This window comes from Rhodoferax sp. (assembly GCF_028688795.1).
GTDB lineage: Bacteria > Pseudomonadota > Gammaproteobacteria > Burkholderiales > Burkholderiaceae_C > Rhodoferax.
The window spans coordinates 82,989-98,732 of the sequence record NZ_JAQTXM010000009.1; the positions used below are offsets into that span (position 1 = coordinate 82,989).

Annotated in this window: 11 protein-coding genes; 7 read left to right on the forward strand and 4 right to left on the reverse strand. The window is 57.9% G+C overall.

All coding sequences use genetic code 11. The features are described from left to right. Positions 1-13 precede the first annotated feature (13 nt). Together PHQ58_RS08805 and PHQ58_RS08810 are read right to left on the reverse strand one after the other, a co-directional pair. A complete protein-coding gene (locus tag PHQ58_RS08805; protein WP_300109957.1) occupies positions 14-214 on the reverse strand; it encodes a hypothetical protein in 201 nt (66 codons plus the stop codon). Positions 215-218: 4 nt separating this feature from the next. Then, a complete protein-coding gene (locus tag PHQ58_RS08810) occupies positions 219-1,241 on the reverse strand; it encodes a PDDEXK nuclease domain-containing protein (RefSeq protein WP_300110093.1) in 1,023 nt (340 codons plus the stop codon). A gap of 231 nt (positions 1,242-1,472) precedes the next feature. On the opposite strand from PHQ58_RS08810, the gene sbcD reads away from it, so the two are divergent. Both sbcD and PHQ58_RS08820 read left to right on the forward strand, forming a co-directional pair. Then, entirely contained in the window at positions 1,473-2,708 is a 1,236-nt protein-coding gene (gene sbcD, locus PHQ58_RS08815; RefSeq protein WP_300109959.1) for an exonuclease subunit SbcD, read from the forward strand. Beyond that, positions 2,705-6,193, forward strand: a complete 3,489-nt coding sequence (locus PHQ58_RS08820) for an AAA family ATPase (RefSeq protein ID WP_300109961.1) — start codon at positions 2,705-2,707, stop codon at positions 6,191-6,193. Before sbcD ends, PHQ58_RS08820 begins: the two co-directional genes overlap by 4 nt. Positions 6,194-6,250: 57 nt before the next feature. Here PHQ58_RS08820 and PHQ58_RS08825 read toward each other — a convergent pair whose 3' ends face one another. Both PHQ58_RS08825 and PHQ58_RS08830 read right to left on the reverse strand, forming a co-directional pair. Then, positions 6,251-7,177 carry a DNA-binding response regulator gene (locus PHQ58_RS08825; RefSeq protein WP_300109962.1) on the reverse strand — a complete coding sequence of 309 codons (927 nt, stop codon included), beginning with the start codon at positions 7,175-7,177 and terminating at the stop codon, positions 6,251-6,253. Then, positions 7,158-10,580: an ATP-binding protein gene (locus PHQ58_RS08830; RefSeq protein ID WP_300109964.1), complete on the reverse strand. Its 3,423-nt coding sequence runs from the start codon at positions 10,578-10,580 to the stop codon at positions 7,158-7,160. The genes PHQ58_RS08825 and PHQ58_RS08830 overlap by 20 nt, the downstream gene beginning before the upstream one ends. Positions 10,581-10,738: 158 nt before the next feature. On the opposite strand from PHQ58_RS08830, the gene urtA reads away from it, so the two are divergent. The 5 genes from urtA (at position 10,739) to urtE (ending at position 15,740) form a co-directional block, all read left to right on the forward strand. Next, positions 10,739-12,004 (forward strand): urea ABC transporter substrate-binding protein, encoded by a 1,266-nt coding sequence (gene urtA, locus PHQ58_RS08835; RefSeq protein WP_300109966.1) that lies wholly within the window; start codon positions 10,739-10,741, stop codon positions 12,002-12,004. A gap of 85 nt (positions 12,005-12,089) precedes the next feature. Further along, on the forward strand, positions 12,090-13,004 hold the full coding sequence (urtB, locus tag PHQ58_RS08840) for an urea ABC transporter permease subunit UrtB (protein WP_300109968.1): 915 nt from the start codon (positions 12,090-12,092) through the stop codon (positions 13,002-13,004). Positions 13,005-13,047: 43 nt separating this feature from the next. Then, positions 13,048-14,256 (forward strand): urea ABC transporter permease subunit UrtC, encoded by a 1,209-nt coding sequence (gene urtC / locus PHQ58_RS08845; protein WP_300109970.1) that lies wholly within the window; start codon positions 13,048-13,050, stop codon positions 14,254-14,256. A gap of 18 nt (positions 14,257-14,274) precedes the next feature. Next, positions 14,275-15,018: an urea ABC transporter ATP-binding protein UrtD gene (gene urtD / locus PHQ58_RS08850; protein WP_300109972.1), complete on the forward strand. Its 744-nt coding sequence runs from the start codon at positions 14,275-14,277 to the stop codon at positions 15,016-15,018. A 32-nt stretch (positions 15,019-15,050) separates the two neighbouring features. After that, positions 15,051-15,740 carry an urea ABC transporter ATP-binding subunit UrtE gene (urtE, locus tag PHQ58_RS08855; RefSeq protein WP_300109974.1) on the forward strand — a complete coding sequence of 230 codons (690 nt, stop codon included), beginning with the start codon at positions 15,051-15,053 and terminating at the stop codon, positions 15,738-15,740. Positions 15,741-15,744 lie beyond the last annotated feature (4 nt).

The window sequence follows — 15,744 nt, forward strand, 5'->3', positions numbered from 1 at the left end:
TTGATGTTTAAATTTACGAGCAGTTGCTCGGACCGCATTCCCCTGCTTGTCTTAAGTTGCGGAGGTGTCCCATGCCCACCAACCCCTGCGTAGCCCGCGTCGCCGCCACATAAAACACCCGCGCGGCCTCCTGCTCGTCTTCGCCCTTGGCGGGCATGTGTACCACTCCGGGCAGCGCCACCACGGGGAACGGCTGGCCTTTGCTAACCCTCATGTCATCACTCATCACCCAAGCGCCCGAACAACACCCCACGCCTTGCCAACCGTTCGCGCGCCTCAAGCAAAGCGGCATGCAGCTTTTGCTCCAGCTCCGCTTTGGGTGGCAGTTCGGTCCAGTATTCGGCCACGGTGATGCCGTCTTTGTGCATTTGCAGCAGCTCCACTTGTTCGCGGCTGGATTCGGCGCACAGGATGAGGCCGATGGGCGCTTCCTCACCCGGCTGGCGCTCGTACTTGTCCAGCCATTTCAGGTACAGCTCCATCTGGCCTTTATGTGCGGCTTTGAAACGGCCCAGCTTGAGTTCAATGGCTACCAGACGGCGCAGGCGGCGGTGGTAGAAAAGCAAATCCAGATAAAAGTCGTCGCCATCGATGACCATGCGCTTTTGGCGTTCCACAAACGCAAAGCCACGGCCCAGCTCCAGAATGAAGGCTTCAAGCTGGCGCAGGATGGCGGCCTCCAAATCGGCTTCGTCATGGCCTTGGTGCAGGCCCAAAAAGTCCAAGAAGTACGGGTCTTTGAAGACCAGGGCGGGTGTGGTTTGGGGTGTGGGAGCCTGCAGCGCTGCAAGCTCAGTGCGCTCAAAGGCTTTGCGTTCGATTTGGTGATTTAACTCGCGCACGCTCCATGCGTCTTGCGCGGCGTGCTGGGCATAAAACTGGCGGGCCTGCGAGTTTTTGAGTGCCACGATGGCCACCATGTGGCTCCAGCTCAATTTTGCCGACAGTGTCGACACAATTGCGGCGTCAGGGAAAGCTTCAGCAAACTTGACCATGCGGCGCAGGTTGCGGGACTCAAAACCCCGACCAAACTCCTTGGACAACTGTTGGCCCAATTGATCCAGCAGCTTGACACCGTATTCGGCACGCATATCACCCAACACCTCGGAACGCAGTCGCTGCCCGACCGCGCAATACAGGCGCGTCAGCTCGGCATTCACCGCACCGGCCAGGCGCTGGCGGCTGCTGGCAATCAGCGCGCGCAGTTCGGCGTGCAATGCGTTGGGTGCTAATTCACTCATGTCTACGCCTTCTTGGTTGGGGTTGTATTCGCATGTGCGTTTGCACACGTTGAACGGCGTCTTGCGCGCCACAAAGGCGCTCGGCGCCAGTATCAAGCTTGTCATGGTTGTCATCCCGTCCCTGAGATTGTTTGTGATTCATTATGGGCGCCAAACGCAAGTCAACTTTGCTTGGTGTTTTCCGCATCAAAATAGTCGCCTCCCGACGCTCCCACACCTGACCCACCCACCATGCGCATCCTCCACACCTCCGACTGGCATCTGGGCCAGCATTTCATGGGCAAGAGCCGTCAGGCCGAGCACCAGGCCTTGATCGACTGGCTGCTGATTCAGGTGGACGCCCACGCGGTGGACGCGGTGCTGATTGCTGGCGACATTTTTGACACCGGCGCGCCGCCCAGTTATGCGCGTGAGTTGTACAGCCAACTGGTGGTGCGGCTGCACGGCGCGGGGGTGGCGCTGCTGCTGCTCGGCGGTAACCACGATTCGGTTGCCACGCTGGGCGAGAGCCGCGCCCTGCTGGCCTGCCTGAGCACTACCGTGGTGGCTGCGGCCGAGGGGGCTGCTGACCAGATCGTTGTGCTGCCTGTGCGCGGCGGCCAGGGTGAGGCGGGTTGCATTGTGTGCGCGGTGCCTTTCATTCGCCCGCGTGACGTGCTGCAAAGCCAGGCCGGGCAAAGCGCGCAAGACAAACAGCTGGCCATGCAAACCGCCATTGCTGCCCATTACCAATCGGTGTCTGATGCCGGCCGCGCACGCCAGGCTGAACTACTGAACACGCTGGGCCGCAGCGTGCCGCTGATCGCCACCGGGCACCTGACCACCGTGGGCGCCAGCAGCAACGAGTCGGTGCGCGAGATTTATGTGGGCTCGCTCGATGCCTTTCCCACGGCTGCCTTTCCAGTGGTGGACTACATCGCGCTGGGGCACATCCACAAGCCGCAAAAAGTGGGTGGGCTGGACCACATTCGTTACTGTGGCTCGCCCATTGCGCTGGGGTTTGATGAAGCGCGGCAGCAAAAAGAAGTGTTGTTGGTGGACCTGGGCGCGGGCGGGCTCTGCGCCATCACGCCCTTGGCTGTGCCGCGTTTTCAGCCACTGATTTCCGTCAGCGGCAACTTGCTGGAACTGGCCGATGCCATCCGCGCGGCGGCTACAGAAGGCTCCGCTGAACAATCGGTGTGGCTTGAAGTGACCGTGGCTGAGGACGATTATTTGTCCGACCTGCCTGCGCGCATCGAAACGCTGACGCAAGGCTTTCCCGTAGAGGTATTGCGCGTGCGCCGCCAGCGTGGCACAGCAGCGGCCAGCCTGACCGGCGAACTGAGTGAAACCCTGGACGAACTCAGCCCTGATGACGTGTTTGAGCGCAGATTGGCGCAAGAAGACTTAACGTCTGATGTGCAACTGGCGCTGGGCCAGCGCTACCGCGCCGTGGTGGCCAGCCTGACCGAGACCTCCGCATGAAAATCCTGAGCCTGCGCCTGAAAAACCTCAACTCGCTCAAAGGTGAGTGGAAGATTGACTTCACCCAAGCCCCCTTTTCCGACAACTGCTTGTTTGCCATTACCGGCCCCACCGGTGCTGGCAAATCCACCCTGCTTGATGCCATTTGCCTGGCGCTGTACCACGAGACCCCGCGACTCAAAAGCATCAGCGCTTCAGTCAACGACATCATGACGCGCCACACCACCGAATGCCTGGCCGAGGTGGCATTTGAGGTGAAAGGGGCGGTGTACCGCGCTTTCTGGAGCCAGCGACGCGCCCGCGACAAGGTGGACGGCGCGCTGCAGGCCCCCAAGGTGGAGCTGGCCGCAGGAGACGGCACGATTCTGAGCAGCCAAAGCAATGACAAACTCAAACGCATTGCCGAAATCACCGGCCTGGACTTTCCCCGCTTCACCAAGTCGATGCTGCTGGCCCAAGGCGGCTTTGCGGCCTTTCTGAATGCCAGTGCCAACGACCGCGCCGAGTTGCTGGAGGAGCTGACCGGCACCGAAATCTACGGCGACATTTCCCGCCGTGTGTTTGAGCAGGCGCGCGACGTTAAGCAGCAACTGGACCAACTCAAAGCCCGTGCCGACGGCGTGGATCTGCTGACCGATGAAAAGCGCGACGCCATGCAAGGCGACGTGACGCGCTGGGGGGCTGAATTGACGGCTGTGCAAACGGCCCATCAAACCACTTCCGCGCAAGGCCAGTGGCAGCGCAACCTGGCGCAAAGCGCGCAAGAACTGCACGCCACCGAGGCCGCATGCAGCGATGCAACGGCTGCGCTGGAAGTCGCCGCGCCCGCGCTGCAACGCTTGGCCGACAGCGAGCCCGCGCAAATGCTCCAGCCGCTGAACCACACTTGGCAACAGGCAAAAACCGCTTGTAAAGACAGCGAAGCCGTGCTGGAAACGCTGCACCGTGAGCGCCAACGCGAGACCACTGCGCACCACCAGCACCACCACCTGGCCCAAACCCTGGCCCGCCAGATTGCGGAGAACGTGCAGGCTCAGCTCACGCTGACCGAGCAAGAGCAGCAACAGCACGCTGACTTTTGCGCTGCACACCCGCAACACGCCACCTTGGGCGAACGCCTGGGTGGCTGGCGCCAACAGTTTGAGCAACGCGACAAATTGCAGCAAACCCTTGCCAGCCAGCAATTGGCTTTGCAGGTGTTGCAAAACGAACAAGCCGAGGGCAGCCGCCAACTTTTGGCCCAGAGCGCGGTGGTGGATGCTGCAGTGCAGGAAAAAGTCGCATCAGAGGCGGCGCTGCAGTCGGCGCAGGCTGAACAAGACCAACGGCTTGCGGGGCATACACCTGCAGACTTGCGCACGCAGTGGCAGGCCGAGCAAGGCCACGTCAACCGCTGGCAGCAACTGGGGTTATTGACGCAACAACGCCACGACATGGCTGCCCAGCAAGCCACATTGACAGCTGCGCTGCGGCAAAACGCGGTCACTGTTACTGATCAAACAGCCACGGTGGCGGCGCTGCGCGACCAGCACAGCAAGTTGAAAGAGCAAGTGGCAGACAAGCAAAAGCTGCTCGACCAGGAGCGCCGCATCCAAAGCCTGGACGCGCACCGCCTGGCCCTGAAGCCGAGCGAGGCCTGCCCGCTGTGCGGCGCGGTGGAGCACCCGGCCATTGCGGCCTACCAGGCGCTTGACGTGTCGGCCACTGCCGCAGCACTGAAGCAGAAGCAAGATGCGCTCGATGCACTCGTGGCGCAGGGCCAGACCGCCGCTGCCGCATTGACGGCCAGCCAAACCCAGCAAACCGAGCGGCTGAACAGCCAAGACAAAGTCGCCCGGCAAATCAGCCAATGGCAAACCGAGTGGGCCGCGGCTACAGCCCAAGTACGTGCCAATCCAGCTTTGAGCGCTGACGACTGGCAAACTGACGAAACCCTGGCGGCAGGGCATCACGCCGCTGAGCAGGTGTTGGCTCAACTTGGCGGTGCCCTGCAAGCGGCAGAGGCAGGTGAAAAAGCACTTCAACGGGCCCAGGCCAGCGCCCACCAAAGCGCCCAAGCGCTGCAAGCTGCGCTGGGCCAGTTGGCGCTGTTGCAGCAGGCCGCCCAAGACGCTGCAGCGCGCCAGACCGATGTGCTGCAAACCCTTCAAACGCGCCAACAAGACCTGGACACCCTGGAGGCTAGCCTGCAAACCACGCTGGCTGCAGCGGGTTATGCCCTGCCGGCTGACCCCAAGCCGTGGTTAAAGGAGCGAGACGGTGAATGGCAACACTGGCAACACACCCAAACCCAATTGCAAGATCTGGCCCAAACCATCACCCGCCAGCAGACCCAGCGCGACACGACGCAAACCGCAGCAAACTTGTGGGCACAACGCTGGGCCGACATACAAGCCAGTGCCGATGTGCAAGCTGATGCACGCCTCAATTTGCAAGTCGCGACACCAGCCGTGGCATGGCCCGCGCCACTAACACTTGCCGCAGCAGACCTACCCGCAGCGCTCACCACTTGCACCGATGAAATAGACCGCCTGACCCAGGCCATTGCCGCACTGAACGGCCGCCACGCCCAAGCCCAGGCGGCGCTAGCGCAGCAAAGTATGGCCTTGGCAACCGCCGGCAACGCCTGGTACGCCGCCCTGCAGACGAGCCCTTTTGCCGATGCATCCGCATTCGCAATCGCGCTCTTGCCCGAGCCCGAACGCCAGCGCCTGACCTTGCTGAAAGAGTCCCTGCACGCTGCCGTACAGCGGGCCAATGCTTTGCTGCAGGCGGCAAGCGACAAACAAGCGCAGTTACAGGCACAGGCGCTCACGCTGCAAACGCCCGAAGAAATAGAGGTGCAACTGGCGGCGCTTGAAGCACAGCGCAGCGCGCTCAGTGAACAAATCGGTGCCCAGCGCGCGCTGCTGGAAAGCGACACGCAGCACCGGCTCAACCAGCAAGCGCTGTTTGAAAAAATCGGCGTGCATGCCGCAGAGTCTGACTTTTGGCAACGCTTGGACGGCTTGATCGGCTCGGCCAAAGGCGACAAGTTCCGCAAATTTGCCCAAGGCCTCACGCTGGACCATTTGCTGCAGCTGGCCAACCGTCACTTGGCGCGCCTGCACGGCCGCTACCTGCTGCGCCGCAAACCCACGGGCGAGCTGGAGCTGGACATCGTGGACGCGTGGCAGGGCGACGCCACGCGTGATACACGCACCCTCTCAGGCGGCGAAGGTTTTCTGGTCAGCCTGGCGCTGGCTTTGGCGCTGTCAGACCTGGTGAGCAACAAGACGTCGATTGACTCGCTGTTTCTGGACGAAGGTTTTGGCTCGCTCGACGGCGACACGCTGGAGATCGCACTCACCGCACTGGATTCCCTCAACGCCAGCGGCAAGATGATCGGCATCATCAGCCACGTAGAGGCGCTGAAAGAACGCATTTCGGCGCAGATCAGGGTCGAGAAGGGTGGCGGCATTGGGCACTCGCGGCTGGTGGTGTAGATGGCGGGCGGCGCGTCTGGGGATTTGGATCAGGCTACCCCCGCTCTGGTTGACCACTTACGGCTGTGGCAGAAGTCGGCCTGCAATGGCTGCAGCGGCAGACCGGGTTTCGACGCCCAACTTCTCAAAAACGTGTTCAAGGTGTTTGTTTACTGTCCTGTGGCTCATTCCAAGAATGTCGGCAATGTCCCGGTTCGTCTTGCCTTTGGCAAGCCATGACAACACTTCCGTCTCGCGCGGGGTCAGGGCGATGTCCCTCAGACGCTGCGTTGTGTTTTGGTCTTGCGTGGTCATGGTCAGTAACAACATGGATTCCCCTAGGCTACTTGGGCCCATGTGACGAGCCAGCAGGCGCCCGCCATTGTTCAATGTGGTGGAGCAAACACCCTCAGACAGGGCGACACCAAGCCACTGGGAAGTTTGCGCCAGCATCAAGTTGTCGGAACCGAAGGCATCTTCCAACCAGGTGGTCGCCTGAGGCGATCGCCACGCCATGCGGCCTTGAGAATCAAGCAAAACAATGCCCATACCTGCGACATCAACGGCTTCGCGGACCAATCGCGCAACGCGGGCATTGCGCACATGTGTGGCTAAGCGCGCCATGACTTCTGGAATGCGCAGTGGCTTCACCACGTAGTCAACGCCACCACAGGCGAAGCCGCGCAGTATTTGGTCAGTTTCAGAGAGTCCGGTCATGAACAACACAGGCACGTGGGACCAAGCCGGCGTGGCCTTTATTTGTTCGCACAGCGAAAAGCCATCTCTGCCAGGCATGACCGCATCGAGCAGGACACCATCTGGCACGGTGACTTCAAAGCGATCAAGTGCCTCCAGTGTGTCGCGTGCCGCAAGCACCACATAACCTTCGTTAACCAACGCATCGCAAATCATGCGCAACGTGTCGAGCGCATCGTCAACGACCAGTATCACGGGCTGAGCAGGCGCATTTGTGCCCTGCGTGGTTTTATTGGTCGGCGTTGTCATCACTTAACTCTGCGGTATCTCTGATGTATTCAATCAGGGTTTGGAAATCGAACCGATCAGCACACGCTAGCAGCAATGCCAATGTGGCCGCGTGGGCTGGTTCATTGTTCTGGGCCTGCCAAAGTCGCTGGCGCAAAGCAGCCACCTGTCCTTGGCGTGCCAGCCGCTGCAATTCTTCACGCAAGTCGGCGGGCAGAGGCGGGCCAGATACCCGATCGCGAACAATGCTAACTGGTGGGGCGATGGGAGCAAGGTCACGAACCCATTCAATCGAAAGTGACTTTTGCAGAGCGTCTAACAGCTCGGACTCCATCACTGGCTTGCCGACAAAGGCCTGACAATTCAGTTCGGCCAGCCGCTCGGGTTGATTGTCGAAAAGATTGGCTGAGACAAACACCACGGGCAGATTGGATGAAGTAAATTTCTGGCGCACCAAGCGCGCTGTTTCCCAACCGTCCAGGTCGTCCATGGTGATGTCAAGAAGCAGTAGGTCAGGTGGTTTGTGTGCCAATATTTCCATACATTCTTGACCGCTCGCAGCTTCCCGCACGACAAAACCCAATGGCATCAGTATTCCGGCTAGCAACTGCCGGTGCAGCGGTTGGTCGTCCACCACCAGCAGTGTCTTGCGTTCTCCGAGGTAGCCAGTGACTGACCTCATCTGCAAGGCCGCGGGCAACGGGTAGCGGGGGTCAGGCGCAATTCCTGGCAGATACAAGCGCAGAGAAAATGTGCTGCCGTGTCCTGTACGACTTTTTAAGGTGAGTTCGCCTCCCATCATGTCTGTCAAGAGGTGGGTGATGGTCAGACCCAGTCCGGTACCGGTTTCAGCGGCCCGGCGCCCAGCGCTTCCGCGCTCAAATGGAAGAAAAATCCGCTTTTGGTCTTGTGACGCAATGCCAATGCCGGTGTCCACCACATCAATGCGCGCAACCAGTTTGCGAAAATCGAGCTTTAACAGCACCTCACCCTCGCTGGTGAATCGAACGGCATTGCTCAGTAGGTTGATCAATATCTGGCGCAGTCGCTTGGCATCGGCGCGTATCCAGGCCGGCACATTTCCTTCTTCCTGCACGGTGAAACGCAGACCCTTGGCCTCAGCCTGCGGCCGCACCATGCGGTCCACATCCTCCAGCAATTGACCTAGCGGTAGGGGAACTGGGTCGAGTTTCAATCGGCCTGCTTCGATGCGTGCCAAGTCCAATGAGCCGTCGATCAGTGCATGCATGTGCTGGCCGCTTCGTTGCATGGTGGCGATTTTTTCGCGGATCCAGATGGAAATATCCGGGCTTTTCAGCAGAATATGTGCATAGCCCAGGATGCTTGTGAGTGGCGTGCGCAGTTCATGTGACATACCTGCCACATAGCGAGTCTTGGCCAGGCTGGCTGCTTCGGCGCGGTCGCGGGCTGCCTGCAGCTCAACGTCTGTACGACGGTGCGCATCTATTTCCAGCATCAATAACTGGGTCTGACGTTCTGATTCGTCTTGTGCCATACGTCGGCTGTCGGTGGTCAGTACGACCCACCAAGAGCACACTGCAGCCAGCAGCACCAGCAAAGCATAGATCTTGAGGAAGGGCGTGTACAGCAACTCCCCAGGAGTCTTTAGGCTTTCCTGGACATAAACCACGCCGAAGAAGAACGCCATGACGGCGCTGATGGACAACAAGACAGTCAGGTACTGCCCAACACGGAAGTTGACTCGCACGGCTACTTGTGGCGGTAGCAAAGTAGCAAGCCAGTCTCTTAACTGGGCGGAGGCCCGGGAGTTGGTTTTACAACGGTCGTGACAGCGTGATTCGAGGGAACAGCACAGCGAGCAGATGGGTGCGCGGTAGGCCGGGCAACTCGCCATGTCTTCTGACTCGAACTGGTTTTCGCAGACTGCGCACCGCACCAACTGACCCGGTAGCCAGTTGCCGACCGGCGTGCGTGCAAGGTAGTAGCGGCCATGGGTGGCCCAAGCCAGTAGCGGTGCCAGCGCCATCGCCAGACCAAGCGCGATAAAGGGGGAAAATGCGGCGGCAGTTTCACCCATTAACCCTGCGTATGCCAGGCTTGCTACTAGGGCAGCCACCAACATGGATCCCATGCCAACCGGGTTGAAATCATAGAGGTGTGCCCGCCTGAACTCGATACCCTTGGGGCTAAGGCCTAGTGGCTTGTTGATGACCAAGTCGGCCACCAAGGCGCCGACCCAAGCGATGGCCACGTTGCTGTACACAGCCAGCACTTTCTCAATGCCGGCAAACACCCCAAGCAGCATCAGCAGCGTAGCAATCGCCACATTGAATACGAGCCAGACTACACGGCCCGGATGGCTGCGTGTAATACGGGCAAAGAAGTTCGACCAGGCCAGGGAGCCAGCATATGCGTTGGTGACATTGATTTTTATCTGGGAAATGATGACAAACACCACGGTCATCGCCAGTGCCAACCCCGGATGTCCAACGGCTTGAGTAAACCCGGCCAAATACATTTGGGTCGGCTCCGTGGTGCGTTCGGGTGCGACCTCGAACTGCATGGCGGCAAAGGCTAAAAATGCACCGCCTGCCATCTTCAGCATGCCCATGACGATCCAGCCCGGTCCAGTCACCAGTACGGCTAACCACCAACGCACGCGGTTCTGCCGCGTGCGCTCGGGCAGGAATCGTAAAAAATCGACTTGTTCGCCAATCTGCACGACCAGTGAAAAAATTACCGTTGCTGCGGCACCGAACATCAGTGGCTGAAATCCATTGCTACCCGAGCGCAAACCAGTGAGGCCAGCAAAGTCTCGGTACAGCTGCGGCTGCGAGAGCGAAATCCAGACAAACGGAAGCAGCAGCAGGAATAGCCACAGCGGTTGGGTCCAGGCCTGCAGCCGCGAAATCAATGTGATGCCGTGTATGACCAGCGGAATGATCACCACAGCTGAAAGCACACAACACCACGCCAACGGCCAGTCCGTGGCAAGTTGCACTGCCAACGCCATGATCGTTGCTTCCAGCGCAAAAAAGATAAAGGTGAACACCGCGTAGATCAATGACGTGATCGTGGAGCCGAGGTAACCAAAGCCGGCGCCGCGGGTGAGCAGGTCCATGTCCAGCCCATAGCGAGCTGCGTAGTAGGCGATAGGCAGGCCGGTGAAAAAGATGATCAGGCCCACCACCAGGATGGCCCACATGGCATTCGAAAAACCGTAGTTGACGGCGATGGCGCCACCGATGGCCTCCAGTGCCAAAAAAGAGAGTGAGCCAAAGGCGGTGTTGGCCACCCGCCATTCACTCCACTTGCGAAAACTGCGCGGCGTATAGCGCAACGCGTAGTCCTCCATGGTCTCGTCGGCCACCCATGAGTTGTATTCGCGACGAAAGCCAAAAATCTTTTGGGCAGCAGGCGTGGAGCTATTTGCGGGTCTCATGTGAATGAACCAAGCAAGAACTGTTCTCGCCGATCAAACCAAATTGGTGCAGTCGCGTACGTTATTTAACGTATATGCGCAACTAAGGGATTTCCCTAAAGTAGCGACAAATCGGTGTTTCGCTGATTTCATTTCCTTAACCCTCTTAGGAGTTTTCCATGAAGCAACTTTCAGAGCTGAATGCCGCTACCCCCGAATCCCCAGATGCCAGTCGCCGCCGGGTGCTGCAAATGTTGGGTGCCGCGTCTGTGGCTGGGATTCCAGCGTGGAGTTTTGGTCAGCCCACTGCCGCCGTAAACACCACCAAGCTCGCGGTGACCGACACGGAGGTCACTGTGGGTCAGTTGCACTCTGCGACCGGGACCATGGCGATTTCCGAAACAGGCTCGATTCAAGCCGAGCAACTGGCGATTGATCAAATCAATGCCATGGGGGGTGTCCTCGGCCGCAAGATCAAGGTGATCAAAGAAGATGGCGCCTCCGACTGGCCCACATTCGCTGAAAAGTCCAAGAAACTGTTGATCAACGACCACTGTGCCGCCGTTTTCGGCTGCTGGACCTCAGCCTCGCGCAAAGCGGTGCTGCCAGTGTTCGAGAAAGAAAACGGACTGCTGTACTACCCTACCTTCTATGAAGGTCTGGAGCAATCCAAAAACGTCATTTATACCGGCCAGGAAGCCACCCAGCAGATTTTGTACAGCCTGGAATGGGCAAAGACCGAGAAGAAGGCCAAGACCTTCTTTTTGATTGGCTCTGACTACATCTGGCCACGCACCTCGATGAAGATTGCGCGTAAGCACATTGAGAATTTCCAGAAGGGCAAAGTCGTTGGCGAAGAGTATTACCCGCTGGGCAGTACCAATTTCGGTTCACTCATGAACAAGATCAAGCTGCAAAAGCCAGACTGCATCTATGCGGCCGTGGTGGGTGGCTCCAACGTGGCTTTCTATAAAGCGCTTAAAGCAGCCGGCATCACCGGTGACAAGCAGCTTCTGGTGACGTTGTCGGTAACTGAAGATGAAATGACAGGTGTGGGCGGAGAGAACTTTGCAGGCTTCTACTCGTCTATGAAGTATTTCCAGTCGCTCGACAACGACAACAACAAGAAATTTGTCGCAGCGTTCAAAGCCAAGTATGGCAAAGACTCTGTGATCGGCGATGTGACTCAGGCGGGTTACTTAGGTCCCTGGCTCTGGAAGGCTGCAGTCGAGAAAGCCAAGAGCTTTGACGTCGACAAAGTCGTCGCTGCGTCGCCAGGCATCGAGCTCAAGACTGCACCCGAAGGGTATGTAAAGCTTGATCCAAACCACCACTTGTGGAGTAAGTCGCGAATCGCCATGGGTATGCCTGATGCCTCCTTTAAGGTGGTGGCAGAGTCTCCTGAATTGATTAAGCCGGATCCGTTCCCCAAGGGTTATCAGTAAGCCCTAGTCCGAGCAACCGGCTCCAGGTTCAGTTCAGGACCGGTTGCAGTGCAAATTCCATTTTTTACTGGCAGGAGTCAGCACAATGAGCTTCAATGAATTACTCAACATCGGCCTGATGCAAGGCTTTGCTGGCCTTAGCCTGTTTGCCGTACTGCTGCTCATGGGTCTTGGACTGGCCATTATCTTTGGCCAAATGGGTGTGATCAATATGGCACACGGTGAATTCATGACGATCGGCGCCTACACGGTCTATCTAGGTTCTACGCTAGCGTCTTCTATCAGTCCAGGCGCTACCGCCTATTATTTTCCGCTGGCCATCCTGGCTGCTTTTGCCTTTGCCTTTGCCGCGGGCTGGCTCATTGAGTGGTCGCTGATACGCCACTTGTACAAGCGACCGTTGGACACACTGCTGGCAACTTGGGGTGTGAGCCTGGCCATGCAGCAGAGCTTTCGCACATTCATCGGCCCCAAAGAGGTCAGCCCAACACTACCAGACTGGTTGCTGGGTTCTTGGGCACCTTCCGAAGGCCTCGATATACCAATTAACGGTATGTTTGTGCTCGGACTCACCGCCGTCGTTACCTGCGGCGTGCTGATTGCCCTCCACAAAAGCCGGTGGGGCTTGCGGGTTCGGGCCACAGTGAGCAACCGTGTCATGGCCAATGCCATTGGCATCGACACCAGTAAGACTGATCGCTTGACCTTTGCGATTGGATGCGGCATCGCAGGCGTGGCTGGTGCCGCATTCACCACCATCGGCTCAACTGGTCCCACCTCAGGGTCACTTTACATCGTCGACGCCTTTTTGGTGGTCACCTTTGGTGGCGCAGCCAGTTTGTTGGGCACGGTGGTTTCGGCATTTGGAATCGCCCAAACCCAATCCATCACTGAATTCTTCATGGCCGGGTCGATGGCCAAGATGCTGACCCTGTCACTGGTCGTATTGATATTGATGGCGAGGCCGCAGGGTTTGTTCGCCAGCAAAGTACGCCGCTAATTGTGCGATCCCGCAAGCCCAAAATTTTCTGGAGAAGATCGTTATGAACCTCTTAAAAGCCTGGATTCAGCGCTACCAGCTCGCTAGTCTGGTGGTGTTGACGGTGTTGCTCGTGGTGGTGTTGCCGCTCACGCTCGACATCTTTCGGCTCAACCTGATTGGCAAATACCTCACCTATTCCTTTGTTGCGATTGGCCTGGTCATGGTGTGGGGTTACGGGGGTGTACTTAGCTTGGGACAAGGGGTGTTTTTTGGTTTGGGTGGCTATGCCATGGCGATGTTTCTCAAGCTAGAGGCATCTGATCCCGTGAGCACCAAGATCCAATCCACACCTGGCATACCAGACTTTATGGATTGGAACCAAATCACTGAGTTGCCAACCTTGTGGGTGCCTTTCAAGAGCTTTCCATTCGCACTGGCCGCTGTGATCGTTGTGCCCACCCTGTTGGCCTGGATTGTGAGTTTTGCAATGTTCAAGCGACGCGTCGGTGGTGTCTATTTTGCCATCATTACGCAGGCAGTGGCGCTCATTCTCACCGTGCTCATCGTCGGTCAGCAGGGTTACACCGGCGGTGTCAATGGCATGACCGACCTCAAAACACTTATGGGTTGGGACACCAGAACCGACAGCGCCAAATACATTTTGTACTACGTGTGCGTGGGTTTGCTGGTGGCTGCCATCGTGCTGTGCCGCTGGATACAGACCAGCAAGCTTGGCACGCTGTTGCTTGCCATGCGTGACAAAGAAGACCGGGTGCGCTTTTCTGGATACGACGTGGCAGATTTTCGAATTTTCACCTTCTGTCTCGCAGCAGCTCTGTCGGGGATTGGTGGGGCACTGTTTACCCTGCAGGTGGGCTTCATGTCCCCCAGTTTCGTTGGCATCGTTCCCTCGATTGAAATGGTGATCTTTGCTGCGGTGGGCGGACGCATGAGCCTGGTGGGTGCGGTTTACGGCACGCTGTTGGTCAATGCTGGCAAGACCTTCTTCTCAGAGAGTTTCCCAGAGGCCTGGCTGTTTCTGATGGCGGCCCTGTTCATCGGCGTGACCATGGCATTTCCCATGGGCTTGGCTGGTCTCTGGGAGAGCCACATCGTGCCATGGTGGAAAGCACGCCGGGAGGCTTTGCGCGCAGCGGCAGTTGTGAGGCCCGTGACCGTGGCCATGCCTTCCCTGCGTCCAGCAGATCCAACTGAAAAATCGCCCGACGGCAAGGCAATGCCTGATGGCATTCGCAGCCAGAGCGTTTGAAGACCAAAGGAGATACCCATGAGTAACACCGACTTTGCCCTCGCTGTCGAAGATCTGACCGTATCGTTTGACGGGTTTAAGGCAATCGATGCGCTGAACCTGTACATCGATAAAAACGAATTACGCGTGATCATTGGTCCGAACGGTGCCGGGAAAACAACGCTGCTTGACCTCATTTGCGGAAAGACGCGGGCCAGCGGCGGCAGCATCAAGTTCAAGAATGAGGAGATCCTCCAAATTCCGGAACACATGCGGGTTCGCCTGGGAATCGGCCGCAAGTTTCAAACACCGTCCATTTACGAAAACCTTTCGGTTTTCAAGAACCTGGAGGTCTCCTACCCCGCTGGTCGTTCAGTCTGGGGCGCGCTGGCCTTCAAGTGCACGGATGACATTCGTTCCCGTGTGGAGGCCGTAGCTGCTGACATTGGACTTGCTGACCGGTTGGAGACCGAGGCGGGTTTGCTCTCGCATGGGCAAAAGCAGTGGCTGGAAATAGGCATGTTGCTGATGCAAGATCCAGAACTTCTCATGCTTGATGAACCAATTGCCGGTATGAGCTCGCGGGAGCGAGACCTGACGGCTGAGCTGCTTCAGCGTATTTGCAAGAACCGCGCCGTGATCGTGATCGAACACGACATGGAGTTTGTCAAGAAGATTGCCCACAAGGTCACCGTTATGCACCAGGGAAAGATTCTTGCCGAGGGCCCCATGGACAAAGTGCAAGCCGACCCCAAGGTCATTGAAGTCTATCTTGGGCATTGACCCTCGTTCATTCATCGCGAAAGGAATATTCAATGCTGCAAGTTCAGAATTTATCAGTGGCTTACGGGCAGAGCGAAGCCCTGCATGGTGTCTCTTTTGAAGGACGTGTCAATGAAACAGTAGCCATCATGGGGCGCAATGGCATGGGCAAGACAACTCTATTCAAGAGCCTGATGGGAATCTTGCCAATCAAGGGTGGCAGCATCAGTGTGGCGGGACAGGATGTCTCCCATGACGAGAGCTTTCGCAGGGTGGCCAAGGGCATCGCCTATGTGCCACAGGGCCGCATGATTTTTCCAACCCTGAGCGTGGAGGAAAACATCCAGACGGGCCTGGAAAATGCCAAAGAAAAAGTCGTGCCCGAGGAAATATACGCCCTGTTTCCGGTGTTGTGGGACATGCGGCGGCGCAAAGGTGGCAACCTGTCTGGCGGTCAGCAGCAACAGTTAGCCATCGCACGCGCCCTGGCGACTGACCCCAAGGTGTTGTTGCTGGATGAGCCTACCGAAGGTATCCAGCCATCCATCATCAAAGACATCGCCAAAGCGCTCAACGAGATACGCAAGATGCGCCAGATCACCATCATCGTGTCTGAGCAAGTCCTGTCGTTTGCCATGGATGTGGCAGACCGGCTGTTTGTGATCGAGGGCGGCCGGTTTGTGCATGAAACCGCACGCGTTGATACCGACCAGCAACACATCAAGTCCTACCTGTCTGTTTAGCTTT